The following is a 23,254-nucleotide window of genomic DNA, read 5'->3' on the forward strand; positions in this document are numbered from 1 at the left end:
CGACGCATTTTCCGTATGTGGTACTCCTGATGAGTTCATCCCTAAAATTGAAGGCTTAGCTGAAATGGGTGTAACTCAATACGTAGCAGGATCCCCTGTTGGTAAAAACGTAGAAGAATCCATTAAATTATTAGGAGACGTAATTGCAAGTTTCTAAACTTGCTTACTTTTTCTTTTTTTATTTTTTTAAACCATTACACACAAATTAATAACATACTATTTTTTAACATAATTTTTAATTATAACTTCCATATAATAATATTATAATGGAAATTGAAAATTTAACAAAAGAAATTAGGCAGAGAGCCTTTGAGCGAAAGGAACCAAAAACCCCCGAACAGGTTGGGGCAAGCTGGTATAATGATGATTTAACATATGATGGTGTTGCAAAAACACTATTTATGATTTTACCTACTCCAGGATGTGCATGGGCATTGGGAGACAGCGGAGGATGTACAATGTGCAGCTATGTTTCAGACTGTACCTTGGAACCTATTGATACCGACACCATCTTAAGAATATTCCACGACCACCTGTCCAGACATCCAATAGCTGAAGAGGACAAGATTTCAGTGAAGCTGTTTGCATCCGGAAGTTTCTTAAATCCATATGAGCTTCCAAAGGAGGCCCGTGATGAAATCCTTAAAACACTGATTGGCCTTGGCAACGTGACTGAAATCATTGTCGAGTCAAGACCGGAATATGTGAAGGAAGAATATCTTGACGAAATATTCGACATCATTGGAGACACATTATTTGAAGTGAGCATAGGTCTTGAAACCTCAAACGACTACACCCGATTGAACAAAATCAATAAAGGTTTTACCTGTGATGATTTTGAAAATGCGGTGAAACTGATGCAAGACTTGAAAGAGACAAAAGGATACAACCTAAAGACAAAGGCATATATTTTCGTAAAGCCTATTCTTGTGTCTGAATCACAGGCAATAGCCGAAGCGATTGAAACCGCACATTACTGCGAGTCAATTGGAGTCAACAGATTGTCATTCTGTCCTGCAACAATACACGGAGGAACCGTAATCGAGAGATTCTGGAGAAAAGGAGCATATCAGCCACCGTGGATCTGGTCCTGCATTGAAATAATCAATACCGTAAGGGATGAAATAGACCTGCCTGCACTCATGGACACATCAGGTTTCGGTTCAAGACGAGGCCCATACAACTGCAAGAAATGCAGTAAAGACCTGAAGCACATGATAATAGCCAACAATTTGACACAGACAAAAATAGAGTATGATTGTGAGTGCAAAGGCGAATGGCTGGCTCAAGTCAAGAATTCAGATATGAACTCATCAACAGTTGAGATAAAGCACATCCCATTATATTGATATATTTTGAATTATTAATTATTATTAGGAGGAAAAAAATGAAAAGCAAATTTATTAGTCTACTAGCTGTGATACTAGGATTAATCATTATCATCTTCCCTGTGATGGGAATCATTGGAGTGTCTGATTTAATCGGCTTATCCATATTATTGATATCAATTTACCTGCTTGTAGTTGGAGTGGCCATCATGGATTATAATAAATCAGGAGCCATACTTGACCTGGTTTTGGGAATGCTACTCCTTTTCCTGAGCATCTGCCTCATATTCAATGCGGGAATATTCGGATTTTTAGCACAAATCACATTATACCTTGCGGGAATAATGCTGATTGTTGTCGGACTGGTATCCCTAATCAATAACCGCCAATCCAGATACGGCTTTTATATAGGAATAGCCGGAGTGGTTCTAGGTTTAGTGTACATAGTCATAGGAACATATGTGGCTAACCCGATTATTCTAGGAGCATTAATCGGAGCATGGCTAGTGATAAGTGGTATTTTAAGATTAATGGACGGTTAAAAGCTGTCCTACAACTTTCTTTTTTTGGTGTTTACATTGATAGGTATTAGTGCGGATTTCGATCCGGTGCATAAAGGTCATGAACATTTGCTTAATGAAGCCCGTAAACTTGCCGATGAGCTGGACAAAAAAGTCGTTGTCTACCTCAACAAGGGTTTCAGTGCAAATCATGCCCCATTTTTTGTTGATTTTGATGCCCGCCGTGAAATGGCGCTGGCTTTAGGGGCAGATGAGGTCAGAGCATTTGAAGGGCTTCATCACAGACTGGTCTTATCATACAGCGTGCCTATAAGGCTCAAACAGATGATTGATGATGGCGTGACCGATTACATCACTTCAGCCAGCATTTCACTTGATGAGATAAAGTCAAAGGCACAGAAGTTCATTGATGAGGGCAATTTTGTCGGAATGCCCAAAAGCTATACCAACAGAAACGAGATTCGCTGGTATGCAATCAATGAGTTTTTAGGCTCAAGGCTCAACTACCATGTTGTCGGCGAGTTCAACAAGGACAAATACTCCGGAAGACTTATCAGGCAATCAATCATTGATAATGATATGGTCATCACAGGTGACGTTGAGAAGATGCTGCCGAAAACCACCGTTGAAATCCTCAAGCGTGAAATTGATGCCGGAAGAACACCCGGCGAGCGCAACTGGAAAGACATCTATAAAAGAATGAACACCTATTCCAGGGGAAACCTTGAAAAGATAGCTTACCTCAATGGAAATACAATAAATGAAATCATCAAAAGGAGAGTCTACAGGGACCCAGAATCAATCTGGGCGGTGTTCAGAAGATCAGATTACGGACCGGTAATGACCCGATTGGCAATCAGCTCCATTGAAATGGAAGTTACAAAAAAGGAAGTCATGGATTTGATGAAAAGCTATGAATCCGAAGGCGTGATTCCGGAAAACCAGAAGGTGCAGAGAGTCATTGACCGTGCATGGTACGTGGCCTGCGAAGGCGAAAAGGGAATCAGCGCACGTGATGCCAACAACAAGTTCAGAAGCGAAAACATTGCCGTTGAAAATCCGCCATTGACTCTTGAAGCGGGACTGAATCTGACCAAGTTTGAAACAAAAATCACAAAAGAGGGCATAACTACCGATTTGTATGTCGACAAGAACGGCAGAATATCCGTTCAGTTCAAAAGCGAAGGCAAGAAAATCAAAACCAATTTGAGATTGCCCGCTGTGGAGGTCACATATTTGAGATACATCATGGATTCCCATTTCATTCCGGTTAGCGGAAGTATAAAAAAAGCTAAAAAGGGATTTAAGGTTAAGGTTGATATTGGCTGAGCTTTTCCAATGCCGCTTTAACCATGACCAACTCATTTTCATCAAAATAATCGATTATCTCATCCAGTTCTTCAGATTTTCTTTTGGAACCGCTTATTGTATTGCTTATTCTGGACAGTGCCTTTTGCTTGAAATCATCACCTTCAGTCAGTGAAAGCATGTCGAAAAACTCATCTTCCATACCATTGTCTTTTGCGATTTCAGCCGATTCGATGAGAAGAGCTGACAATGTTTTTGTATAGGCGCTTCGAAGCAGTTTCAGTTTGCTTGCATCGCCCACTTTATCGCTGATTATTTTTGTTTGAATGAAATCATTTAAGAACTGTAATTTTGAAGCGCTTTTCCCTGAAATATAAATTATAGGATTATCCGAATCGATCTTTCCGATGATGGCGCCATCAACCAGATTGTCAACTGACTCGTTGATTTTAGATGTGGTGTCAGGAGAGATGTTGTTTAAATCCAAATAGATGCCTTTTGCATATTTACCGTAATCCTTTGCATTGGCCAGTGCATTTTTCGGGGAGGTTGCCGAAATCAGAACATCTGACCTGCATGCGACCTCCTTAAAGGTATCCAGAACTTCAACATCTGACATTTCAATATTATCTATTGTCTTGGGGGACCTGTTTTCTTTTGATGTGACAAAATCAATATCATCTGAGCTGATTATCCCCGCCAGATTTTGTGAAACTTTTCCAAAACCAATAAAACCGATTATCATGATTGCCCTACTCATTTTTTAAACAAAAGCATGTCATGCAGATTTACGCCAATGTCTCTTGAAATGGTGTTGCATTTTGCGCATAATAAGAAATAGATGTCCTTGTCTGACAGGTCAATTTCGGTCAATCCCTCATAATTTCCCATTCCCTTTGAGATTATGAAATCATGGCTGTCGAATATTTCCCTGAATTCATCTGAAATTTCGCTGTCCACATATCCGACTGTTCCGCAGCCGATTTCAACAATTTTTCCGCATTCATCCAATCCTGCATCCAGTGCTTCGGCCATGCATGCATCATTCAAAATAGGCTCTGACTTGACCGCTATTGTAATGTCCAATCCATATTCCCTGATTTTTGCCAAAAGCAGTTTGTCGAATACTATTTCGCCGGTATTGTCCACGAGATACAATACCTTGTCATGAGTCCTCAGGGAGTCTTCAAATTCTTCGATGTCCTTTACGGCCAAATCCTTTTTAAGGGCGGTTTTGATAACGCTTTCAATGTCATCATCAAGTGTGAATGCGCCGAAGTCCAGAATGTTTCCGATGATGGCTATTTTTACATAATTTTCCAGGCTGCTGTCATCTTCAAGTATCCTTTTGACATCAGGCAAATATTTCAATGCAATTTCATTTCCCTCAATCTTTTCCTTGCGGTAGGGATCCCTGCAGCCGGTCTTTTCCTTTATCATCTTGTGCATGGCGGAACCGGTGCTGTTTGAATTGGTATCTAATTTGAAGTTGCTGCTTAAAAACTTAAAGATATCTTCCATTATCTCCATCTTAAGAGTTTCGTCATCTGTTGACAGATCCATTGCTTCACGGGCCTGCCTTAAAAAGCATGGTCCGCATTCATAACTGATTTTCACTTAACCACCATAGATTATTTGAACCAATTGGATTTCATCATCCTCCTGGATGACGGTATCTTCAATGACCAGTTCACCGTTTTGTTTTGATACGACTGTCTGAGCTGACAATTCAAGCTCATTCAATAAGTCCTTAATAGTGTAATCGTCATTAGGTATTTCCCTTTTTTCGTTTAAATCTTTGAATTTCAATGTGAATTCCATATTTTCATACTCCTAACTCTTCTAAAAATGAACAGGCCTTGCATAAATCGTTTGCAGATGGCTCTCCACATCTTTTGCATCTTCCATGGGCATATTCCTTTTGCATTTCCTTTTTCAAAACGCCCTTGATTTTATCATATCCCCGTAATGTTGAGTACTTGATTGTAGGGTGCTTTTCGGCAAGCTGATTGATTACTTCAGAGACTTCACCCCTGAATGACTGCATTGCATACGGGCAGCTGTCAAAGTGAACCTCAAGTTCCTTTGCAACAACATACAATCCGATTTCGCGTTCCGGAATTTCCCTTAATGGTTTTATTTTGACGGTGAATTCCTCAGCCTGGGATTCTGTTTTGGCTCCAAGCTTTGTCAGGTTATCTGTATTTCCTTCCAGATAGTTCATCATGATTCCCTGAACCTCATCATCAAGATTGTGTCCTGTCGCTATTTTTGTGGCGCCCATTTCACGTGCTGCCTTATTGATTATTGTCCTTCGAAACACTCCGCAGTATGTGCATGAGCCCTTATGGTTTGGCCTTTGCATGATTTCATCTAGGGTTATGCCGTAATCCTCTTTAAGAGACACGACCTTATGCTCTATTCCCAATCTTTCGGCATGCCTTTTTGCAATGTCAACTCCGTCCTGGCGATAATTGGCAATTCCCTCATCAACAGTGACTGCACAGAGGTCTATGACATTCATTTCACGGAATGAATTAAGTATCTCCAAAGTTGTGACGCTGTCCTTACCTCCTGAAAGTGCCACTAAAACCTTGTCTCCCTTATCCAGGAGTTTTTCCTTTCTGACTGTTTTTATAGCTTTCTTTTCAATTGACTCTATAAAGCAATCTTTACATAATAATTGGCCTGATTGCTCTCTTTTATAAATAACTTTAGAATTGCCACATTGACTACATTGCATATTACTACCTACATCTGTTCTACAAATCGTGCCAGCTGATTTAATGTGTTGACCTCAAATACATGCGCTCCCGCATCCCGATAGAGTGAAACGCAACTGTCCACTATATCCCATTTGTTCTTGTCTTCGGGGTTCAGGATAACAACCTTTTTGGCATCCCTTACCATTTCCTCAACCAGCTCTACACTTGCAGGAATCTTATTCACTTTCGGTCCTGCCCAATCCCTGCAGTCTGATAAAATAATTACATAAGATTTATTGTTGATGTTCGCCTTTTCCTGGAACTGCTTGAAAGCGGAATACATGTCTGATGTTCCATGCACCATCATGTTCTTGACACGCATGTCCTTAACCTTAATGAAGGAATCTATCAGATACTCTTCTTTTAGAGCATTTGTTGTCTCGATTACCTTGTTGTCGAATTCAAAGGTTCTGGATCTTTTAAAGGCGGTCTGAGCTGAAAACATCAGCATGAAAAACCAGCTGCTGATCCATTCACAGGATCCGCTGATGTCATTTAGGAATAAATGTTCATTCTTATGGGGCCTTGGCTTTGCCTTTACAAGCTCCAGCGGTACTCCGCCATACTTCAGATTGGCCCTCATTGTTCTTCTCATGTCAATCTTATGGGAATTGGCCTGAATCTTTCTTCTTGAACGCTTGTTGGCGATTCTTTTTCCCAACCTCTGGCAGATTTCAAGCATTCTTGGGTCGAATCTGTTCAATTTGGTCAGGTCCTTGTTCATCAGTTCCCCATCACGCTCCAGCCTTTTGGCTTCCTCAAGCAGAGGCTGGCCTGAAAGCATCTTCAGCTTTTCATTGTCGACCTTTTCCTTTCGAATCCTTTTGCCGATTGTATCCTGCTTTTTAATGATATACTTATTTGATTTAGGACCTGTCCCTCTATATGCCTTGCTCTTGTTCAGGTCTTCCTTGATTTCCTTTTCAGGGTCGGGCAATGCGAAGACTTTTTCAAAAATCTTTAAAAATTTAGGAATGTCATATCTGTCCTTGACATAAATTGCAAGCAGAGCTGTCTTAAGCAGGTTCCTGTCAGATTCACCCAGTTCGCTGTAAATCTGCATTGCTGATTGAGTGCTTCTGATACTTACCGGAAGCCCCTCCTTTCTCAAGTCAGCTGATAGTGTTGCAATCTTTCTTATCATGTTATCTTTTGTCGAAAATATCCTTTTTGACACGTTTCTTATCGCTTTCGGTTTTGATGGCTACGCCGACACTGTCCTCCAGGGATTTGTCAAGGTCTTTGGTTCCCAGATTTGTGACTGACTTGACCCAATCGACAGTACCTCTTACGGAAGGCTTTTTCATAAGATTGAGATTTCTAATCTGATGGACAAGCTTGACCACATAGGACACTGTTTCATCATCCGCATCAGGCAGTTTGGATTTGACGATTTCAATTTCCCTTTCGACAGTAGGGTATGGAATGTATAAGAACAGGCATCTGTCCTTTGTCTCATCGAGAAGTGACCTTTGTGAGTTTGATGTCAGGATAACAATCAGGTCATTCTTCAGCTGGAATGTGCCGAGATCGTTGATTGTGATTTCCTGCTCTCCCAGTGCCTGAAGCAGAAAGCTTTCCACTTCCTCATCGGCCTTGTCAATCTCATCGATAAGCAGGACTGAATCCTTATCATTCAGAAATGCATTGAGCAAAGACCTTCTTATGAAGAATTCATCATCAAATATTTCATCCACATTGTTTGAATCGTTTCTTGCAGCTTCCAGGTGAAGCAACTGCTTTTGATAATTCCATTCTCCGACAATCTGTTCGAAAGTGATTCCCTCATAACATTGAATCCTGAAAAAGTCCCTGTCAAATGCCTTTGCGATTACCTTAGCAAGCTCTGTTTTTCCAACACCTGGAGGGCCCTCGATGAGCATTGGCTTTCCAAGCAGGAATGACAGATAAAGGGTTGTTGATATTTCAGTGTTTGAAACGTAGCTTTCTTCCAAAAGCATCTTGTCAATGTCCTTAATATTAATGTTTTCTACCTGCAACTTTTAACCTTCCTAAAATTTTGTTACTAAAATAAATATAACGATAAATTTATTTATAGTTTATTATAAAATTAAAGTGATTAGATTTAATGGAGGTAAAATATGGAATCTGGTAATGCAATAATCATTGCGTTGATAGTGATTATTATACTGGCTATTGGCGTATTCATGTTTGTAAATGGAAATGTCAATCATGAAAATCAAATAGCAAATCCCAATAGCAATCTAAACAGTTCCGCCAGCACTGTAGACTTGTCTGCCGACAGTTCATCAGGACAGGCATCTTCTAGTTCCAGTTCAGGACCTGCTACACAAAGTGCCGACTCCGGCAGCAGTTCAAGTGAGGATCCTACAAGTTCAGATACCAGCCCGGATACCAGTTCAGCGGACACTAGCCAATCTAGTTCAACCCCTCAAGCTGGACAAGCTGAAGGAACATATGATCCAACAGACTTTGACTAGAGCTATTTTTTAAATTCGTCAGGATTTTTAAATAATTCAAAATCCTGAACATAATCTTTTCCGGTAATCATCGCTATTTCTGCCTTTTGAAGTTCAGAACCCAAATAGGCAGCATGCTCCATTCTTGTTACAAGATTTTTGGTTATTATCTCTTCATACACTTCTTTTGCCGAATGGCCGACAATGACCAAATCGGGCTTGTTTTTCTTAAAATGAGTTGCAGTGATTTTGCTTGTCTCGACGGTTGTTCCATAATCGACGTTTATTTTAAAGCTTCCTGCCTTATCGCGTACAAATTTCATAGGCTCTGATTGTCTTGTCTCTTCAATGCCTTCGCGTTCATTAAGGATTATGTCATTTCTTTTATGCTTATCCTTAAATGCGACAAGATTAATTCCCAAATCCTTTGGAATTGATTTCCTGTGCTTTGCAAGAAACATCATTTTTGATGCTGTTGAAAGCTCATATACGCTTCCTCTTGTTTTTCCACTTTCCTCTGGAGTGAACAGTATGCTCACACCCAATTCCATACCTATTCCTGCCAAAAGCACATTGACACCCCCGGAATCGGCATCCATAAGCTCGGTCACGTTACCTACACCGAAAAACATAGGGGCAGGATTGGTTTTGTGAAATTCATGACAGGCAATGATTGACTCCACGATGCTTGCGCTGTTTACAGGATCCAAAATCAAATCGGCAACATAACGCATGCCTTCAGTGTCCTTAATCAATTGATGCATTGCTTCAACCCTTTCGGCAGGGGATTTAGGTGATTTTCCCTGTGAAAAATTGGTTGGAAGCAGTACCGCAGGAATGTCCTTTTCCTTAAGGATTTCCTGGATTTCGGAATTGTTTCCCAAATCCAGACTCAGGACAAAATCGATGCCGTTTTCAGCAGCCACCCTTATCTCATCAGGGTTCAATGTGTCGATGCTCAATGGCCTGTCGCCGACAATAGGCCTTAAGGTTTCAATCAGTTCAGGAATCTTATCTGAGAAATCCTCTCCGGCAGCCATTCCTATATCAATCATGTCCGCACCGGAATCAACGAAATATTGGCACTTATTGATTAGTGCTTCCTTTGATAAGAAGGGTGCATTTGCTATTTCTGACAATACTCTCATAGGAAAGTCTTCACCGACGGGAAGATTCTTGATTAGAATGTTGTTTGGCTTTTTGAGAAGTTCCTTAATGTTTTCCTCATCGTTTTCGAATTCATCGATGAACTTGAATGCTTCCTTTCGCTTTTCTTCTTCAATCAGTTTGTCAGCAGGCTTGTCTTCAGAAAGGTCAATGCTTCCAATCAGATTCAATACCATTGCAAGGTCAGCACCATCGGTTGAACCCTTGAATGTTGGTATTCCAAGTTCCTTGGTAATCTCTTTTGTTCCTTTCTTTATCAGGCCGGGAACGAGAATCATGTCAATGTCATCGAGCTGGTCGCTGAAGCAAGTCTTTACCTCTTTAATAATTTGTCTTGGAGTTAGAAATGCAGCAACCTGAGTATTGTCTGCAATGTGCACTATTATGTCTTCCTTTGAAGTGGAAACCACTTCCTTTATCAATGGATATGCCAACTCACCGGTAATTATTAAAACTTTCATAAACTTCCCAACCAAATTTTTTATATTAATATTATATTTTTAAATATATTAAATTTAATATTTTTTAAAAAAAGTATTATTTTTCAAAAAAGATATAGAAACTGTAAAATGAAAAAACAAAAATTATAAAAAGAATTTCAAAAAAATAAAGAAAAAATAAAAGATTTAAACAACAAAATTAAAACAAAATTATTCAAAAATAAAATTTTAACATAAAATTTATATATTTTGTAATTTATAATGATTATACATGATAAATATATGGAGGAGAATTAATGATTGAAATTCGTTTTCATGGCAGAGGCGGGCAAGGTTCTGTAACAGCTGCTGAGATCTTGGCAAAAGCTGCATTCAAAGACGGCAAATCTGTTCAGGCTTTCCCATTTTTCGGAGTTGAACGTAGAGGAGCTCCAGTTATGGCTTTCACAAGAATTGATGATGAGCCAATCAAAATGAGATATCAAGTCTACAACCCAGACTACGTATTGGTTTTAGATGAAGGACTGTTAAATGTAGTAGATGTATTTTCAGGAATTAAGGACAATACTGAAGTAATTATTAACACTAAAACATTTGAAGGCAGTGGAGACCATGAAGTCCACAAAATCGATGCAACAGGCATTGCGCTTGACATGTTAGGACGTAACATTGTGAACACAATTATCTTAGGATACTTTGCTAAAAAGACCGGCGTCGTAAGTATCGATTCACTTCTTGAAGTTATTAAAGAAACCTTCCCTGGAAAAATTGGAGAATTGAATGCGGAAGCAACTAAAAAAGCTTACGATATGGGATAATAGGTGAAATTATGGTAAATATAGGATGTGTAATTAAAACACCAGGAAATACTAAAAACAATAAAACTGGAAGCTGGAGAACTTTCAAACCTATATTAGATAAAGAGTCATGTATTGATTGTGACAATTGTATATTATTCTGTCCAGATTCCTGTATAAACAAACAACATGATATTGATTACGATTACTGTAAAGGATGTGGAATTTGCGCATACGAATGTCCTTCAGATTCAATCGAAATGATACAAGAAGAGAGTGATTAGATGGTAAAAGAAGTAATGACCTCAAATAAAGCAGTTGCAGAAGCTGTAAGATTAGCTAAACCACAAGTTATTCCTGTTTATCCGATTACTCCACAAACTACAATTTCAGAATACTTAGCTCAATATGTTGCTGATGAAAAGATTGATGCTAAATATGTTAAAGTAGAATCAGAACACAGTGCTATAAGTGCTGCTGTCGGAGCAAGCGGTGCTGGAGTAAGAGTATTTACAGCAACTTCCTCACAAGGATTAATGTTAATGCACGAAATTTTATATGCTGCAGCAGGTATGAGAACACCTTTCGTATTGGCTGATGCAAACAGAGCTATTTCAGCTCCATTAAACATTTGGAACGACCAACAAGATTCCATTGCACAAAAAGATGCAGGTTGGTTACAAATCTATGTTGAAGATGCACAGGAAGCATTGGATACAACTTTAATGGCATATAAAGTTTCAGAAAATCCTGATATTTTACTGCCTTCAATGGTATGTTTAGACGGATTTATTTTAACTCACACAGTTGAACCTGTTGAAATTCCAGATCAAGAAAGTGTAGATGCGTTCCTACCTCCATATGTTCCGGAACATGCATATCTTGATCCAAAAGATCCAATGTCCATCGGTAACTTTGCTGATCCGGAATATTATATGGAAGCAAGACACGACATGGATGTTGCAATGAACAATGCCCTTGACGTAATCCAAAAGACCTGCGATGAATTTGCAGAAATATTTGGAAGACAATACGGCCTTGTTGAAGGATATAAAACAGAAGATGCTGAAATCATATATGTCGCTATGGGATCACTTTGTAGTAGCATAAGAGTCATCGTGGACGAGTTAAGAGCAAAAGGCGAAAAAGTCGGTTTGCTCAAAATCAGGTCATACAGACCGTTCCCTGTTGACGCAATCAATGAAGTTGTGAAAAACTGTTCCAAACTAGCTGTAGTTGACAAAAACTTCGCAATCGGAATGGGCGGAGCATTATTCGGCGACATGAAACTTAAAATCGACAAAGAGATATATGGATTCATTACCGGTTTAGGCGGAAGGGACATTACCCCTGAAGCATTGAATGAAATTTATGAAATAACCAAAAATGGTCCTGAAAATGATGTCACATGGATTGGACTTAAGGAGGAATAAAAATGGTGGACATTCCTGATAAAAATTTATTAGCACCAGGACACAGAGGATGTGCTGGTTGTGGAGCATCTATTGCAGTTAAATTAGCTTTAAATGCATTAGGTGAAAATACTGTAGCCGTTTCCGCTACAGGATGTCTTGAAGTTATGACTACACCATACCCAGAAACTGCATGGGAAATTCCATTCATTCACGTTGCATTCGAAAACTCAGGTGCTGTAGCATCCGGTGTTGAAAGTGCACTTAGAATTCAAGGAAAAGATGACGTTAATGTAGTTGCTTTCGGTGGTGACGGAGGAACAGTAGATATCGGTCTGCAATCCCTATCCGGGGCTATGGAAAGAGGTCATAACATGACTTACATCTGTTACGATAACGAAGCATACATGAACACAGGTATTCAAAGAAGTGGAGCAACTCCATTCGGTGCAAGCACTACAACTTCACCAAGCGGTGTTGCAAGTTTCGGAGAAGACAAACCTAAGAAAAACATGCCTATGATTATGGCAGCTCATGGAATACCTTATGTTGCAACAGCTTCAATAGCATATCCTGAAGATTATGTAAACAAAGTCAAAAAGGCTGCAGAAACCAAAGGTCCTGCATATATCCACTTACAACAACCATGTACTACTGGTTGGGGATTCCCTTCTGAAAGGACAATTGAAATGGGCAGATTAGCTGTAGAAACTGGATCATGGATTTTATATGAAATCGTGGACGGCAAATTCGAAATCACTTACAGGCCTGAAGAAAGAAAACCTGTAAAAGAATACTTAGCTCCACAAAAAAGATTCAGACACCTGGATGACGAGCTCGTTGAAAAAATCCAAAAATATGTTGATGCAGAGTGTAAAGAACTAGGCTTATAAGGTGATACAATGGAAAGTATTGTTGTAAACAGCAATTTATGTGATGGATGTCTCAACTGTTCAAATATGTGTGCATCAATCCATAATGCTAGCAGAATAAAAATAATAGAACATGATTCTTCCTTTTATTCCATTGTATGTCAACACTGTGAAAGTGCACCGTGCATAAAAATCTGTCCAACCGATGCAATAACAGACGAAGGAGTCAATGCTGAAAAATGTATCGGCTGCGGATTATGTGTAATGATTTGTCCATTCGGTGCAATGACTTTCCAATCAAAAGTTGCTGAAAAATGTGACCTCTGTGCTGACAGAGAAGAAGGACCTGCATGTATCAAAGCATGTACCAAAAGAGCAATTACTGTTGCTGATCCTGAAAAGGTCAGAGCCAAAAACCAAGAGAAATACTTGGCCAAAATGGCAGGAATATACGAACCTGACAGTGCTGGAAAAGGTAGCTTTGTCCATGTGATTACAAGTCAGGCAAGAGCAAGACTTGTCTTAGATGAATAGAAAAATTATGTTTAAAACAGGAAATTGTACAACATGTACAACCTGCGGAAGTTGTCAACAAACACCAAATGTTGACACTCCTACCTTATTTTGTATGAATTGCCAACCGCCATCAGATGCTCCATGCTTATTGGCATGCAAGGAGAATGCCATCGAGATTTTGGGCGGAGCCATAACCATCAACAGCGACAATTGCACCCGTTGCAGGGATTGCGTTGAAGTCTGTCCACTGGATGTAATCAAAATTTAAATATTCCAAAAATCAAAAATAAGATTAATTAATTTTTACAAGGTTATTAATTTGATTACTAAAGATGTTATTAAGGAAACTGTTTATGAACTTTACAGGCAAGCGGTTATCGTTCTTGGTGATGATGTAAAGAAATCACTTGAAGATGCTCTTAAAATAGAAGAACATGAACTTGCAAGGTTAAATATTGAAGCGATCTTAAAAAATATTGAACTTGCAGAAGAAAAAGGAATTCCGATGTGCCAAGATACAGGTTTGCCGGTTGTTTTTGTAAAGTTAGGTAATGTGGAAGTTGAAAATCTGCGCGAAGGCATTGAAGAGGGAATCAAAAAGGCCACAACAGACGTTCCAATCAGACCGAACATTGTAGATCCCCTCACACGCGAAAACACCAACATAAACGTTGGAGATTACATCCCTCCAATCGACATTGAACTGATTGATGAAGATTACATTGAAATAACAATTTTGCCAAAGGGATTCGGATCGGAAAACAACAACGCGATGAAAATGGCGCTCCCTGCTGAAGGAATCGAAGGTATTAAGGAATTTGTTGTAGAATCCGTTCTTAAGGCAAAAGGAAAACCCTGCCCTCCAACAGTTGTAGGCGTTGGAATTGGAGGAACTTCCGATTTATGTTTAAAATTAGGTAAAAAGGCGTTGCTTGGAAAAGTCGGCGAAAGAAATCCTGACCCTCAGATAGCCCAACTTGAAACAGAAATTCTAGAGGAAATCAATGCGTCAGGAATCGGTCCAATGGGTCTCGGCGGAAAAACAACAACTTTAGATGTCAAAATCCTAAAAGCACATACCCACACTGCAGGCCTTCCAATCGGAGTCTGCATCCAATGTTGGGCAGACAGACATGCCACAACAAGAATATATGACGAATAGACATCTAAAAAAAATTATCTGAAAGTTCTTGGAGTTGTAGGTCTTGGAATGTTGTCATGAAACTCGACTGCAACATCCATCATTTCAACGGAAATGTCTCCAATTCTTTTGAATGCCTTAATAAGTCTGAACAGGTAAATGAAATAGTTTGAACGTTCCTTTTCATCAAAGGTGCTTTCAGCCATTTGGGTTGCAATCAGATTGATGGCTTTGGATTGCATGATATGAATTGTCTCTTCCTGTTCCATCAAATCATCTTTCAATTCAGTTTTGCCTTCAATGAATGCCTTCATGGACAATCTAATCATTGACTGGGCAGTCTTATACATCTTTTTCAGTTTCTTCAAGACATTGTCATCGACTTCATAAATATCATTGATGACGAATTTTGCAATATGGCCGCAATAATCCCCTATACGCTCCAAATCATAGGCGATTTCATTGTAAAGGAGTGACTTTGAAATTTCCGGATGCTTGTTGAGGCTTACAATTGTCTCCACAGATGTCCTTATTTTTTCAACCATATTGTTTGTGGCATAATCCATTTCCAGAGCCTTGTTTGCCTTATCCTCATCATATTCCAAAACGGCATCAAAGGACATTTCAAGCTGGGAGTGAACATGCCTGGACATATTGTCCAACATGTCATTTATTAAGGCATTGCCTGTGCTGTTTTTATTGGTTGAATGGTCCCCAACAGATTCAATAACCTCTTCATAACTCTTTAAGTCAATCATGTATGCTCTTTTGACAGTCCCATCTTTTACAAGAGGCTGCAGTAGCTGAGTAACATATCTCCGGGAAATGTCTAGCCTTTCGGCTATCTCATCCTGAGTTGATGGATTTTCATATAAGATAAGATCCAAAATATCCTTCAATGTTTTATCCTTTTTTCCCATGTTACCAACTATTTTTTATAATCATCAAGCAAATCATTAGATTCGAATTGAATATTTGCTGAGGATTTATTTATGCCCGCATCCTGTTTTTCATCGACAATTTGATTATTAGATTGCACTTCAGATTCGACTTTTGGTTTTCTTGCTCGACGATACCTTTTTGCGCGAATCTCTTCCATTTTTTTATCATAATCAAAAGCAGGGCCTTTTTTTGAATTATGAACTTTTTTTACATTATGAGAGATGTTTTCCTCATCACGATGTTTAATGATCTTAAACTCTTTTTCGGAACCCCTTGCAGACATTAAAATTCTGATTATCACGAATATGATTAATATCAACGCAAGGACTGCTATTGGAAAATCAAAGACAACGAACACATCGTCATAAAGGTCTGTAATTGCATTTCCCATATCTACAAAACCACGGGCCAAAAATATTATCCCGACAAATGCGATGATAACTCCATGAGCCTTTTTGATAATATCCGGTTTTAGTACAAGAGGATATACACTTATAATTATCATTGCAACGCCCAAAATCCTGTATAAATTATTATTAGCTAAATTTTGCAATGACAAATAAGCCTTGAGGAATGTAGCCGGCAGAATTCCAGATTCAGAAAGCATAGCGAAAATCAACAATAACTGAATTAAAGCAATGACAGCAAGTGGAAATATATATGCAATTTCCCATTCGAAATTGGTGCTGAATGTTGCGGATGATACAGGCTGTTCTAAAGCTTCGGAAAGCATGTTATAAAGTACAGATGAAATAACTGAACCTATAACAGTACCTGCAACTCCTAAAACAGAAGTTAAAACAGCAACAAAAGCTGAAATAAATCCCACAAGTATAATTTTTTTATAATTCACAATTTTCACCTTTAAAATTTATTAAAAAATAAATTATTCATTAAATATTTTCTATTTTAAAGTAATTATAGTTTAAGTAATTTATGGAAACTATTTTTTACATCAAATCTTATTAAAAAAACATCTTCCCCAATGTTGAAATTGTTAAAAAAATAGCTTGAAAGCCTTAGGGGGGATTCGAACCCCCGACTTCTACCTTACCAAGGTAGCGCTCTACCACCTGAGCCACTAAGGCATAATCGAAGAAAACAAAAAATTATAAAATAGTGGATGGGAAGGGATTCGAACCCTCGGAGGCCTATGCCAAAGGATCTTAAGTCCTTCCCCTTTGGCCGCTTGGGTACCCATCCATACAAATAGACAGTTATAATATTTAATTACATCCTATATAAATGTTATGGTTTTTTTGAAATTTTCAACAATTTCATACCAAACCATTATTAAAAGAGTATAACCACAATGAGACTGAAGTCAGGATTAAAATCACCATCAGCCAGATTACTATGAAAACTTTCTTAGGATCGGATTCGCCTTTTGTAAAGTATTTTTCACCGGGCATATCGCTTGACACCTGACGGTTGTTCTTATACTTCTCGTCATTTCGCAGATAGTTGTAAAATACCCTGGTAATGAAATAGAATATTACAAACATCACCAATCCCAAAACAGGAATTAATCCTCCTTTTAAAAATATGACAGATATTGTAGAGAAGAATAATGCTAAAAACAGAAAGAACAAACCTGACAATACTATTGAAATTCCCTTGTTGAAAATCATTACATACACCACTTAACTATATGCATCTCATCATATTAAAACTTTAGGAATGCCTAAAAATTATCTGACAAAATATATAAACATTAAAATAGTTAAATTAAATTATATTTTTTTAAAAATTTTCAAGGTGGATGAATTGAAAGTAGATATGGAAGAATGCGGAGTTTGTGAAGATTGCATTGACGTATGCTTGGAAGAGGCAATCGAGAGAAGAGCATATACAATCATAATTGATGAAAGTAAATGTAATAACTGCGGCGAATGCGTTGACGTTTGTCCTGTTGGAGCATTATACGAAGATTAGGTTAAATTATGAAACTCAAATTCACATGGATCGATTATCTCATAATCATATTGGTGGTATGTGCAATCGCATTTGCATTTATTCATATTACTACAGATGATTCATCCGATTTAAAAAAAACTGCTTTTGATGAGTCAACCGTCAATAAGATACCTGACACCTACCTCAAATATTATAAAGACGGCTTTATCGTAAATGCCACAATCGAAGGTTTCAATTCAACAAATGGAAACAGAACAACCTTAAACGGCACTGTCGTTTGGGAAGATGACAATAGTGGAAACGGCGTTAGACTGCTGATTGATTCAAATAACCAAACTTATTTGGCAGGATTCTACAAAACTGTACCTTATGCTGACATTTACATTGATCATATCAGTCTGGAAAGCAATGGCGAAAAATATAAAAACTTATGTGAAATCAGCGCAAAACCTGTTGAAATAAATTCCCTAAAAGATTTGACAAGCAAACTGCCTGATGATGCAAATTATGAAATCTCAACCGAAATAGGGCTTGATTCATTAAGTGCTAAAGACGGACAAAAAATTGCCAATCAGCTTTTAAGCAATGGAAAAAGGGAATCTATTAAAGCTTTACATGCCGATAATATTTTATTGATTAAAAAAGCAACAAAAGAAAATCTTAACGATGCCAACTCCATTTTTGGCAACATTAATGGAGTAACAGACGAGATTACTATCAGGATTTATGACTGCCATGACAGTCAAATCAAAGAAATCAGCAAGAACTTTAATGTGACCAATATACGAAACTTTTAAGTTGTGTAGACAATGAGCGTGATTTATTCCACCTTAACTTCAGTGATAAACAGAATCAGTGATGAATTTCACAAATCTTTTTTATTCACATTGATTTTCACCGTCATAGGGTTCATTGAAAAGCAATGGGTAAACAGCTTTTTCAAAAGATTTTATCCAAGTGAAGATTTTTTAAGCGGACTGAATAAAAGCAATATCCTGAAAAATCATATCTTCAATCCGCTAATAGTGCTTTTATTGTTTGCACTGTTTCTGCTTCTGACAATGAACAGGCCTTCCGACAGCCTGATAATCACACTGATTCTTGCATTTGCAGGATTTTTCATCGGATCAGCAATACTTCCAAAATATTTTTTGAATGATAACTTGAAAGGAATCCTGGAATTTAAAAGAAGAGACATTTATTCCATCGGATTTTGTCTGATGCTAATTGGAGTCATATTTTTCTTCATAAGCATTGCATCCGTTAGAGGAATTCCACTTTTAAAACCATCTATCCGATATCTTCTAAAACCAGCCCTGACAATGCCTGTGTTTTTAGTCATTCCGGGAACCTGTCTGATTGCAGGCGCATATCTGAAGGATTTCCAGGATGAAAAAATTACCCGTTCACAGGTGAGATTCAGATTCCTATTTCTGCTGGCAATTGACTGTGCATTTTTATTGCTTCTAGGGTATAGGACACCACTACTTGCAGCATTTCTCATCATAATTATCATAGGTTTCTATGGAAATATCGTTTCTCTTTGGGAAGTTGTTGTCGGTGCATTGATTGGTATAGGTGCAATCATTGGAATTGGTTATTTTCGATCACTTGGAGAGATGACAATAACCTCCTCAACCAGCCCGCTGTATTCACTGCAATCAAGAGCGGATTTCACAATGCATGTATTGAACCTGCTTGATTTCATTGGAGGAAACTTCGGCCTGACCCATGGACATATGCTTGCCAGTTCAATTCCAGGAAGCGATTTGGGTCCGAGAATGATGGTTGGAAAGCTCATTGCATGGAGAACAGAAGTGACAGTCACACCTACATTAATCGGCCAGATGGTCGTTGATTTCGGAAAGGTCGGCGTTTTCGTTGAAATGTTAATTTTAGGTTCCATCTTAGGCATCGGATTCAAGATAATGCAAAAGACCAAAAACTATTTTTATATTGGAATTTACTCCCTGATTTTAACATACACAATTTTAGGTATTGAAACCGGAATTCTGGACATACAGGTTTTATTATACTTTGCAATAGCCATTATCATCTATCTGATAAACATCAATAATACCCGAAATTAAGCTCATTTTATGGATTTCAGTATTACAAAAAAGCTAAAATAATACTAATTTGTATTACTTTAATAACATTTATATATGCAAATAACATTAACATATTAAATGTCAAGAACAAAGACTGTTTTATTAACCATTATATTTAATAAAACTCCCAATTAACTTGATATTACTCAAATGAAGTAAAAATAATACTTTTTAGTAATACTTCATTTATAAAGAAACATGAAAAAAGTATTACTTTTGAGAAATGGAGGAATAAATTTGCATATACCTGACGGATTCATACCTATTGCACAGTGCTTAGTATACTATGTGATCTTGATTGTCGCATTATACTTCTCCGTGAAATGGGCAAGATCCAACTTAGATGAAAAACGTATACCTCTTTTAGCAGTTCTCGCAGCAGGTATTTTTGCAATCATGTCCATGAACATGCCGATTCCTTTTGGTACCAGTGGACATATGGTTGGAGGAGCTTTAGTGGCCATCGTATTCTTAGCACCTGAAGCTGCCGTGCTTGTATTTACTGTAGTTCTCCTTATCCAAGCATTGATATTTGGAGACGGAGGAATTACTGCTTTAGGAGCAAATGTATTGAACATGGCAATCGTTGGAGGTTTTGTTGGATTATACACCTTCAAAGGATTGAACGGAATGATTGGAAAATATGCTGCAGCTGGAGTTGGAGCATGGTTAGCAACCGTAATCGCAGCTTTGGCTTGTGCTATCGAAATGGCAATCGCAGGAACTTTCCCGGCAAATGTAGGTATTCCATCAATGGTCCTGTACCACTTCTTTATTGGAATAATCGAAGCTGTATTAACTGTAATAGTTCTCGCAGCATTAGACAAGTTCAGACCGGACCTACTTGCATGGAACAAAGGAGATGCATAATATGGATAAAAAAGATATGGGTTTAATTGGAGTTGCAGTTCTAATCTGTGTTGTCATATGTGTTCTCTCACCATACTTCGCATCTGGCGATCCTGACGGATTAGAAAAATCTGCTGAAGATGCAGGAGTGCCGGAAGACTTCTCTATTGAAGAAATTAAGGGAATCCCTGATGCAATCTTCCCAGATTATGCGTTTGCAAGCAATCCTGATAACCAAGTACTGCAAATTGTAGCGCTGGTTATAGGAGTAGTTGTAACTCTATTATTGGGATATGGAGTTGCATACGTAGTCAAAAGTAGAAATTAACATTTAATTTCTATCTTTTTCTTTTTTTTAAAAGTAATTGAAAATAAATAAAATATGCATAAGCAAATAATAATATATTACAAATTTTTAATATTATACTAGTGAAATGATATGGTTGACATAACACAGATAATGCGGTTTGACGATTTGGCTTCCCAGGACAGCCCGATACATAATCTTGAGGGAAGAATAAAACTGATTTCAACAATTTTCATAATCGTAGTCTGTGTAATCTCCCAGGAACTCTTCATACCTATAATATTGGAGATATTCCTTTTGGTTGTTTTAAAAATTGCTAAATTATCATATAGTGATTCATTCAAACGATTACTGATGCTTTTGCCATTTGGAGGAGCAATCATAATTTTCCAGCCATTCATACAACCTGGAAATATTATCTGGAGCTATTCCTGGCTGCATGTAACTGATGCAGGACTAAATTGGGCGATTCTTCTGTTAGTTAGATTAATCGTATCCCTGACTGCAATCATAATCTATTCATCAACAACTCCATTGCAGGAGATGGCAAGCTCCTTTAGAAAATTGAAAATGCCAAGGGATCTGGCAATGATACTGTCCATTATGGTCAGATTTTTATTCCTGTTCGTTGATGAGCTTGCGGCAATCAGAAAAAGCCAAAAATCCAGAAACTTCAACATACACGGAAACAATACTCCCTACAAATGGAGAGTAAAGCAGGTAGGCTACACCATAGGAATGATGTTTTTAAAGGCATATGAACAGGGAGAAAGAGTTCATAAAAGTATGGTGAGCAGAGGATTTTCTGATGCATCTGAAATGTTTAATGAGAAGAAATCCCCTGAAAAAAGCGATTATTTATATTTATTTACAATTATACTGATTGTCATTGTGCTGGAAATCATAATGTTCAAGTGCAGCGGACAGTTAGGTTTCTTAGGTCAAAATTTAGGAATCAATTAGGTGAGGAAAAATGGAACAAATTCATTTAGAGACAAAAAATTTATCTTTTACATACCACGACGGCACTCAGGCTTTAAAAAACGTCAATATCAAAATCAAAAAGGGAGAAAAGATAGCCATCATGGGGCCTAACGGTGCTGGTAAATCCACATTATTTTCTCACTTCAACGGTTTAAGCGAACCCACTTCAGGGCACGTTGAAATTGAAGGTGAAAAAATCATATTTGAACGTGAAGAGCTCCTGAAAGTTAGGCAAAAGGTAGGTATCGTATTCCAGGACCCAAATGACCAGCTCTTTGCTCCAACCGTAAAGGAGGATGTTGCCTTCGGACCGATGAATTTGGGTTTGGAGTATGATGAGGTCGAAAGAAGAATCAAGGAAGCCCTTGAAATGGTGGGAATGGCAGGCTTTGAAGAAAAGACCCCTCACCACTTGAGCGGAGGTCAGCAAAAGAGGGTTGCCATTGCCGGAATCATAGCCATGAGACCTGACATAATGATTCTTGACGAGCCTACAGCAGGTCTTGACCCTGAAGGTGTCGATAAGGTATTGAACATCCTAAATAATCTCAACAAGGAAGGTATGAGCATCGTAATCTCATCACATGACATAGAAATGGTCAACCATTTTGCGGACAAGATATTTGTTCTATATGATGGGGAAATTATCGCTGAAGGCGACAGGCATCAAATCTTTTCCGATAAGGAACTGCTGAAAAAAGCTCACCTGAAAGCGCCAGTGACAACCGAAATCCTATATAAGTTAAAGGAAAACGGATGGGATGTCGACACCAAAAAAATCAGCATTGATGAAACCGTTGATGAAATACTGAATGCAAAAAACAGCTAATCAGTGCCCGCTTTTTCTTTTTCTAAAACGGTCCTTGAGTTTTGTAATGAACTCGAATTCCTCTTCGAATTCAGGGTGATTGCCGAATCCGCAGTTCGGACAGTGAACCTGATTGCAGTTGTCGTGCTTTCCGCAGCTTACACAACCACGATTCTCCAATTTTGTCTCATCAAATTCAAAACCGCACATACGACATTTCATAATAACACCACAAAAAATAGCTAAAAAAATAAATGAAAAATTGAAGCTAGATTACTTCAATATTTTCAGCTTCCTCTTTTCTAAGACAGACATCACAGCCCCTGATGCTCATTTCAATAGGATCTCCGAAAGGTGCAACTTTCTTTACATGAACTTTAGTTCCCTTAACGAAGCCCATTCCCAACAGGTGTCTTCTTAACTCAATATCATCATCAGAATGATGGTATTTTACAATAGTTACTGTTTCACCCGGCTTCACGTCTTTTAAGGTTCTGACCATAATATCACCTTACACAAAAAAAATAATTTTTAGGCATACTAAAAATCTCTTAAATAATAGTATGTAACAAGCAATATATAAATATTTAGTTATAACTAAAAATCTTAAAAAAATGAATGAAAAGCA

General features: G+C 38.1%; 30 protein-coding genes, 2 tRNA genes and 1 pseudogene. 19 read left to right on the top strand and 14 right to left on the bottom strand.

Annotated features, from left to right (window positions below; translation table 11 throughout):
- From QZN27_RS03005 to QZN27_RS03020, 4 genes and pseudogenes are all read left to right on the top strand, one after another.
- A pseudogene (locus QZN27_RS03005) lies at positions 1-157 on the top strand (5,10-methylenetetrahydromethanopterin reductase); the annotation flags it as partial.
- 109 nt (positions 158-266) lie between these two features.
- Complete coding sequence (locus QZN27_RS03010) at positions 267-1,349, top strand: archaeosine biosynthesis radical SAM protein RaSEA (protein ID WP_296783427.1); 1,083 nt, start codon at positions 267-269, stop codon at positions 1,347-1,349.
- Positions 1,350-1,387: 38 nt separating this feature from the next.
- Entirely contained in the window at positions 1,388-1,870 is a 483-nt protein-coding gene (locus tag QZN27_RS03015) for a DUF308 domain-containing protein (protein ID WP_296783430.1), read from the top strand.
- A gap of 27 nt (positions 1,871-1,897) precedes the next feature.
- The gene (locus QZN27_RS03020) at positions 1,898-3,178 is read left to right on the top strand and encodes a nucleotidyltransferase family protein (RefSeq protein ID WP_296783432.1); all 1,281 of its coding nucleotides are present in this window, start codon (positions 1,898-1,900) and stop codon (positions 3,176-3,178) included.
- Here the strand turns inward: QZN27_RS03020 and QZN27_RS03025 are convergent.
- Genes QZN27_RS03025 through QZN27_RS03050 form a run of 6 tightly spaced genes read right to left on the bottom strand, consistent with a single transcriptional unit; the run spans position 3,159 to position 7,883 of the window.
- Entirely contained in the window at positions 3,159-3,902 is a 744-nt protein-coding gene (locus QZN27_RS03025) for an NAD(P)-dependent oxidoreductase (RefSeq protein WP_296783435.1), read from the bottom strand. The genes QZN27_RS03020 and QZN27_RS03025 overlap by 20 nt on opposite strands.
- A gap of 11 nt (positions 3,903-3,913) precedes the next feature.
- Positions 3,914-4,774 (bottom strand): DUF89 domain-containing protein, encoded by an 861-nt coding sequence (locus QZN27_RS03030; RefSeq protein WP_296783438.1) that lies wholly within the window; start codon positions 4,772-4,774, stop codon positions 3,914-3,916.
- Positions 4,775-4,978, bottom strand: coding sequence for a MoaD/ThiS family protein (locus tag QZN27_RS03035; RefSeq protein ID WP_296783441.1), 204 nt, complete (start codon positions 4,976-4,978; stop codon positions 4,775-4,777).
- Between the two features lie 4 nt (positions 4,979-4,982).
- Positions 4,983-5,900 carry a TIGR00269 family protein gene (locus tag QZN27_RS03040; RefSeq protein WP_296783444.1) on the bottom strand — a complete coding sequence of 306 codons (918 nt, stop codon included), beginning with the start codon at positions 5,898-5,900 and terminating at the stop codon, positions 4,983-4,985.
- An 8-nt stretch (positions 5,901-5,908) separates the two neighbouring features.
- Entirely contained in the window at positions 5,909-7,066 is a 1,158-nt protein-coding gene (locus tag QZN27_RS03045) for a VWA domain-containing protein (protein WP_296783447.1), read from the bottom strand.
- A gap of 1 nt (position 7,067) precedes the next feature.
- On the bottom strand, positions 7,068-7,883 hold the full coding sequence (locus QZN27_RS03050; RefSeq protein ID WP_394346851.1) for an AAA family ATPase: 816 nt from the start codon (positions 7,881-7,883) through the stop codon (positions 7,068-7,070).
- Positions 7,884-8,024: 141 nt separating this feature from the next.
- On the opposite strand from QZN27_RS03050, the gene QZN27_RS03055 reads away from it, so the two are divergent.
- On the top strand, positions 8,025-8,384 hold the full coding sequence (locus QZN27_RS03055; RefSeq protein WP_296783455.1) for a hypothetical protein: 360 nt from the start codon (positions 8,025-8,027) through the stop codon (positions 8,382-8,384).
- 2 nt (positions 8,385-8,386) lie between these two features.
- Here QZN27_RS03055 and QZN27_RS03060 read toward each other — a convergent pair whose 3' ends face one another.
- A complete protein-coding gene (locus tag QZN27_RS03060) occupies positions 8,387-9,991 on the bottom strand; it encodes a dihydropteroate synthase-like protein (RefSeq protein ID WP_296783458.1) in 1,605 nt (534 codons plus the stop codon).
- A 275-nt stretch (positions 9,992-10,266) separates the two neighbouring features.
- On the opposite strand from QZN27_RS03060, the gene QZN27_RS03065 reads away from it, so the two are divergent.
- The 7 genes from QZN27_RS03065 to QZN27_RS03095 are packed head-to-tail and all read left to right on the top strand — an operon-like array spanning position 10,267 to position 14,729.
- Entirely contained in the window at positions 10,267-10,788 is a 522-nt protein-coding gene (locus QZN27_RS03065; RefSeq protein ID WP_292602900.1) for a pyruvate ferredoxin oxidoreductase subunit gamma, read from the top strand.
- 11 nt (positions 10,789-10,799) lie between these two features.
- The gene (porD, locus tag QZN27_RS03070; RefSeq protein ID WP_292602902.1) at positions 10,800-11,051 is read left to right on the top strand and encodes a pyruvate synthase subunit PorD; all 252 of its coding nucleotides are present in this window, start codon (positions 10,800-10,802) and stop codon (positions 11,049-11,051) included.
- Complete coding sequence (gene porA, locus QZN27_RS03075; protein ID WP_296783462.1) at positions 11,052-12,200, top strand: pyruvate synthase subunit PorA; 1,149 nt, start codon at positions 11,052-11,054, stop codon at positions 12,198-12,200. It abuts the gene before it with no gap.
- A 2-nt stretch (positions 12,201-12,202) separates the two neighbouring features.
- Positions 12,203-13,072, top strand: a complete 870-nt coding sequence (gene porB / locus QZN27_RS03080) for a pyruvate synthase subunit PorB (protein WP_394346850.1) — start codon at positions 12,203-12,205, stop codon at positions 13,070-13,072.
- 9 nt (positions 13,073-13,081) lie between these two features.
- Positions 13,082-13,585: a 4Fe-4S dicluster domain-containing protein gene (locus QZN27_RS03085; protein WP_296783464.1), complete on the top strand. Its 504-nt coding sequence runs from the start codon at positions 13,082-13,084 to the stop codon at positions 13,583-13,585.
- 7 nt (positions 13,586-13,592) lie between these two features.
- On the top strand, positions 13,593-13,835 hold the full coding sequence (locus tag QZN27_RS03090; RefSeq protein WP_296783466.1) for a 4Fe-4S dicluster domain-containing protein: 243 nt from the start codon (positions 13,593-13,595) through the stop codon (positions 13,833-13,835).
- A gap of 51 nt (positions 13,836-13,886) precedes the next feature.
- Positions 13,887-14,729 carry a fumarate hydratase gene (locus QZN27_RS03095; RefSeq protein ID WP_296783468.1) on the top strand — a complete coding sequence of 281 codons (843 nt, stop codon included), beginning with the start codon at positions 13,887-13,889 and terminating at the stop codon, positions 14,727-14,729.
- Between the two features lie 14 nt (positions 14,730-14,743).
- Here the strand turns inward: QZN27_RS03095 and QZN27_RS03100 are convergent, their stop codons facing one another.
- From QZN27_RS03100 to QZN27_RS03120, 5 genes are all read right to left on the bottom strand, one after another.
- Positions 14,744-15,628: a PhoU domain-containing protein gene (locus tag QZN27_RS03100; protein WP_296783471.1), complete on the bottom strand. Its 885-nt coding sequence runs from the start codon at positions 15,626-15,628 to the stop codon at positions 14,744-14,746.
- Between the two features lie 8 nt (positions 15,629-15,636).
- Positions 15,637-16,503, bottom strand: a complete 867-nt coding sequence (locus QZN27_RS03105) for a hypothetical protein (protein ID WP_296783473.1) — start codon at positions 16,501-16,503, stop codon at positions 15,637-15,639.
- Between the two features lie 162 nt (positions 16,504-16,665).
- Positions 16,666-16,738, bottom strand: a tRNA-Thr gene (locus QZN27_RS03110).
- A 32-nt stretch (positions 16,739-16,770) separates the two neighbouring features.
- Positions 16,771-16,853, bottom strand: a tRNA-Leu gene (locus QZN27_RS03115).
- Between the two features lie 74 nt (positions 16,854-16,927).
- Entirely contained in the window at positions 16,928-17,281 is a 354-nt protein-coding gene (locus QZN27_RS03120; RefSeq protein ID WP_296783476.1) for a hypothetical protein, read from the bottom strand.
- Between the two features lie 136 nt (positions 17,282-17,417).
- On the opposite strand from QZN27_RS03120, the gene QZN27_RS03125 reads away from it, so the two are divergent.
- From QZN27_RS03125 to QZN27_RS03155, 7 genes are all read left to right on the top strand, one after another.
- The gene (locus QZN27_RS03125; protein ID WP_366208977.1) at positions 17,418-17,585 is read left to right on the top strand and encodes a 4Fe-4S binding protein; all 168 of its coding nucleotides are present in this window, start codon (positions 17,418-17,420) and stop codon (positions 17,583-17,585) included.
- 8 nt (positions 17,586-17,593) lie between these two features.
- Complete coding sequence (locus QZN27_RS03130; RefSeq protein ID WP_296783480.1) at positions 17,594-18,364, top strand: adhesin; 771 nt, start codon at positions 17,594-17,596, stop codon at positions 18,362-18,364.
- Between the two features lie 12 nt (positions 18,365-18,376).
- Positions 18,377-19,657 carry an oligosaccharide repeat unit polymerase family protein gene (locus tag QZN27_RS03135; RefSeq protein ID WP_296783482.1) on the top strand — a complete coding sequence of 427 codons (1,281 nt, stop codon included), beginning with the start codon at positions 18,377-18,379 and terminating at the stop codon, positions 19,655-19,657.
- Positions 19,658-19,915: 258 nt separating this feature from the next.
- Positions 19,916-20,548: a cobalt transporter CbiM gene (gene cbiM, locus QZN27_RS03140; protein ID WP_296783512.1), complete on the top strand. Its 633-nt coding sequence runs from the start codon at positions 19,916-19,918 to the stop codon at positions 20,546-20,548.
- Entirely contained in the window at positions 20,541-20,855 is a 315-nt protein-coding gene (locus tag QZN27_RS03145) for a PDGLE domain-containing protein (RefSeq protein WP_296783483.1), read from the top strand. The genes cbiM and QZN27_RS03145 overlap by 8 nt, the downstream gene beginning before the upstream one ends.
- A gap of 111 nt (positions 20,856-20,966) precedes the next feature.
- Complete coding sequence (gene cbiQ, locus QZN27_RS03150; RefSeq protein ID WP_296783485.1) at positions 20,967-21,797, top strand: cobalt ECF transporter T component CbiQ; 831 nt, start codon at positions 20,967-20,969, stop codon at positions 21,795-21,797.
- Between the two features lie 10 nt (positions 21,798-21,807).
- A complete protein-coding gene (locus tag QZN27_RS03155) occupies positions 21,808-22,647 on the top strand; it encodes an ATP-binding cassette domain-containing protein (RefSeq protein WP_296783487.1) in 840 nt (279 codons plus the stop codon).
- Here the strand turns inward: QZN27_RS03155 and QZN27_RS03160 are convergent, their stop codons facing one another.
- Positions 22,648-22,848: a hypothetical protein gene (locus QZN27_RS03160; RefSeq protein WP_296783489.1), complete on the bottom strand. Its 201-nt coding sequence runs from the start codon at positions 22,846-22,848 to the stop codon at positions 22,648-22,650. It abuts the gene before it with no gap.
- Positions 22,849-22,894: 46 nt separating this feature from the next.
- Positions 22,895-23,128 (bottom strand): FeoA family protein, encoded by a 234-nt coding sequence (locus QZN27_RS03165; RefSeq protein WP_296783491.1) that lies wholly within the window; start codon positions 23,126-23,128, stop codon positions 22,895-22,897.
- Positions 23,129-23,254 lie beyond the last annotated feature (126 nt).

The organism is uncultured Methanobrevibacter sp. (genome assembly GCF_900316895.1).
GTDB lineage: Archaea > Methanobacteriota > Methanobacteria > Methanobacteriales > Methanobacteriaceae > Methanocatella.

Excerpts from the sequence above, each read along its gene's own strand:
- QZN27_RS03045 (WP_296783447.1), bottom strand. The coding sequence starts at position 7,066 with ATGATAAGAAAGATTGCAACACTATCAGCTGACTTGAGAAAGGAGGGG.
- QZN27_RS03135 (WP_296783482.1), top strand. The coding sequence starts at position 18,377 with ATGAGCGTGATTTATTCCACCTTAACTTCAGTGATAAACAGAATCAGT.
- QZN27_RS03035 (WP_296783441.1), bottom strand. The coding sequence starts at position 4,978 with ATGGAATTCACATTGAAATTCAAAGATTTAAACGAAAAAAGGGAAATA.
- QZN27_RS03025 (WP_296783435.1), bottom strand. The coding sequence starts at position 3,902 with ATGATAATCGGTTTTATTGGTTTTGGAAAAGTTTCACAAAATCTGGCG.
- QZN27_RS03120 (WP_296783476.1), bottom strand. The coding sequence starts at position 17,281 with ATGATTTTCAACAAGGGAATTTCAATAGTATTGTCAGGTTTGTTCTTT.
- QZN27_RS03155 (WP_296783487.1), top strand. The coding sequence starts at position 21,808 with ATGGAACAAATTCATTTAGAGACAAAAAATTTATCTTTTACATACCAC.
- QZN27_RS03165 (WP_296783491.1), bottom strand. The coding sequence starts at position 23,128 with ATGGTCAGAACCTTAAAAGACGTGAAGCCGGGTGAAACAGTAACTATT.
- porA (WP_296783462.1), top strand. The coding sequence starts at position 11,052 with ATGGTAAAAGAAGTAATGACCTCAAATAAAGCAGTTGCAGAAGCTGTA.
- cbiQ (WP_296783485.1), top strand. The coding sequence starts at position 20,967 with ATGGTTGACATAACACAGATAATGCGGTTTGACGATTTGGCTTCCCAG.
- QZN27_RS03160 (WP_296783489.1), bottom strand. The coding sequence starts at position 22,848 with ATGAAATGTCGTATGTGCGGTTTTGAATTTGATGAGACAAAATTGGAG.
- QZN27_RS03010 (WP_296783427.1), top strand. The coding sequence starts at position 267 with ATGGAAATTGAAAATTTAACAAAAGAAATTAGGCAGAGAGCCTTTGAG.
- QZN27_RS03085 (WP_296783464.1), top strand. The coding sequence starts at position 13,082 with ATGGAAAGTATTGTTGTAAACAGCAATTTATGTGATGGATGTCTCAAC.
- QZN27_RS03145 (WP_296783483.1), top strand. The coding sequence starts at position 20,541 with ATGCATAATATGGATAAAAAAGATATGGGTTTAATTGGAGTTGCAGTT.
- QZN27_RS03050 (WP_394346851.1), bottom strand. The coding sequence starts at position 7,883 with ATGCTTTTGGAAGAAAGCTACGTTTCAAACACTGAAATATCAACAACC.
- QZN27_RS03130 (WP_296783480.1), top strand. The coding sequence starts at position 17,594 with ATGAAACTCAAATTCACATGGATCGATTATCTCATAATCATATTGGTG.
- QZN27_RS03055 (WP_296783455.1), top strand. The coding sequence starts at position 8,025 with ATGGAATCTGGTAATGCAATAATCATTGCGTTGATAGTGATTATTATA.
- QZN27_RS03015 (WP_296783430.1), top strand. The coding sequence starts at position 1,388 with ATGAAAAGCAAATTTATTAGTCTACTAGCTGTGATACTAGGATTAATC.
- QZN27_RS03100 (WP_296783471.1), bottom strand. The coding sequence starts at position 15,628 with ATGGGAAAAAAGGATAAAACATTGAAGGATATTTTGGATCTTATCTTA.
- porB (WP_394346850.1), top strand. The coding sequence starts at position 12,203 with ATGGTGGACATTCCTGATAAAAATTTATTAGCACCAGGACACAGAGGA.
- QZN27_RS03090 (WP_296783466.1), top strand. The coding sequence starts at position 13,593 with ATGTTTAAAACAGGAAATTGTACAACATGTACAACCTGCGGAAGTTGT.
- porD (WP_292602902.1), top strand. The coding sequence starts at position 10,800 with ATGGTAAATATAGGATGTGTAATTAAAACACCAGGAAATACTAAAAAC.
- QZN27_RS03065 (WP_292602900.1), top strand. The coding sequence starts at position 10,267 with ATGATTGAAATTCGTTTTCATGGCAGAGGCGGGCAAGGTTCTGTAACA.
- QZN27_RS03060 (WP_296783458.1), bottom strand. The coding sequence starts at position 9,991 with ATGAAAGTTTTAATAATTACCGGTGAGTTGGCATATCCATTGATAAAG.
- QZN27_RS03040 (WP_296783444.1), bottom strand. The coding sequence starts at position 5,900 with ATGCAATGTAGTCAATGTGGCAATTCTAAAGTTATTTATAAAAGAGAG.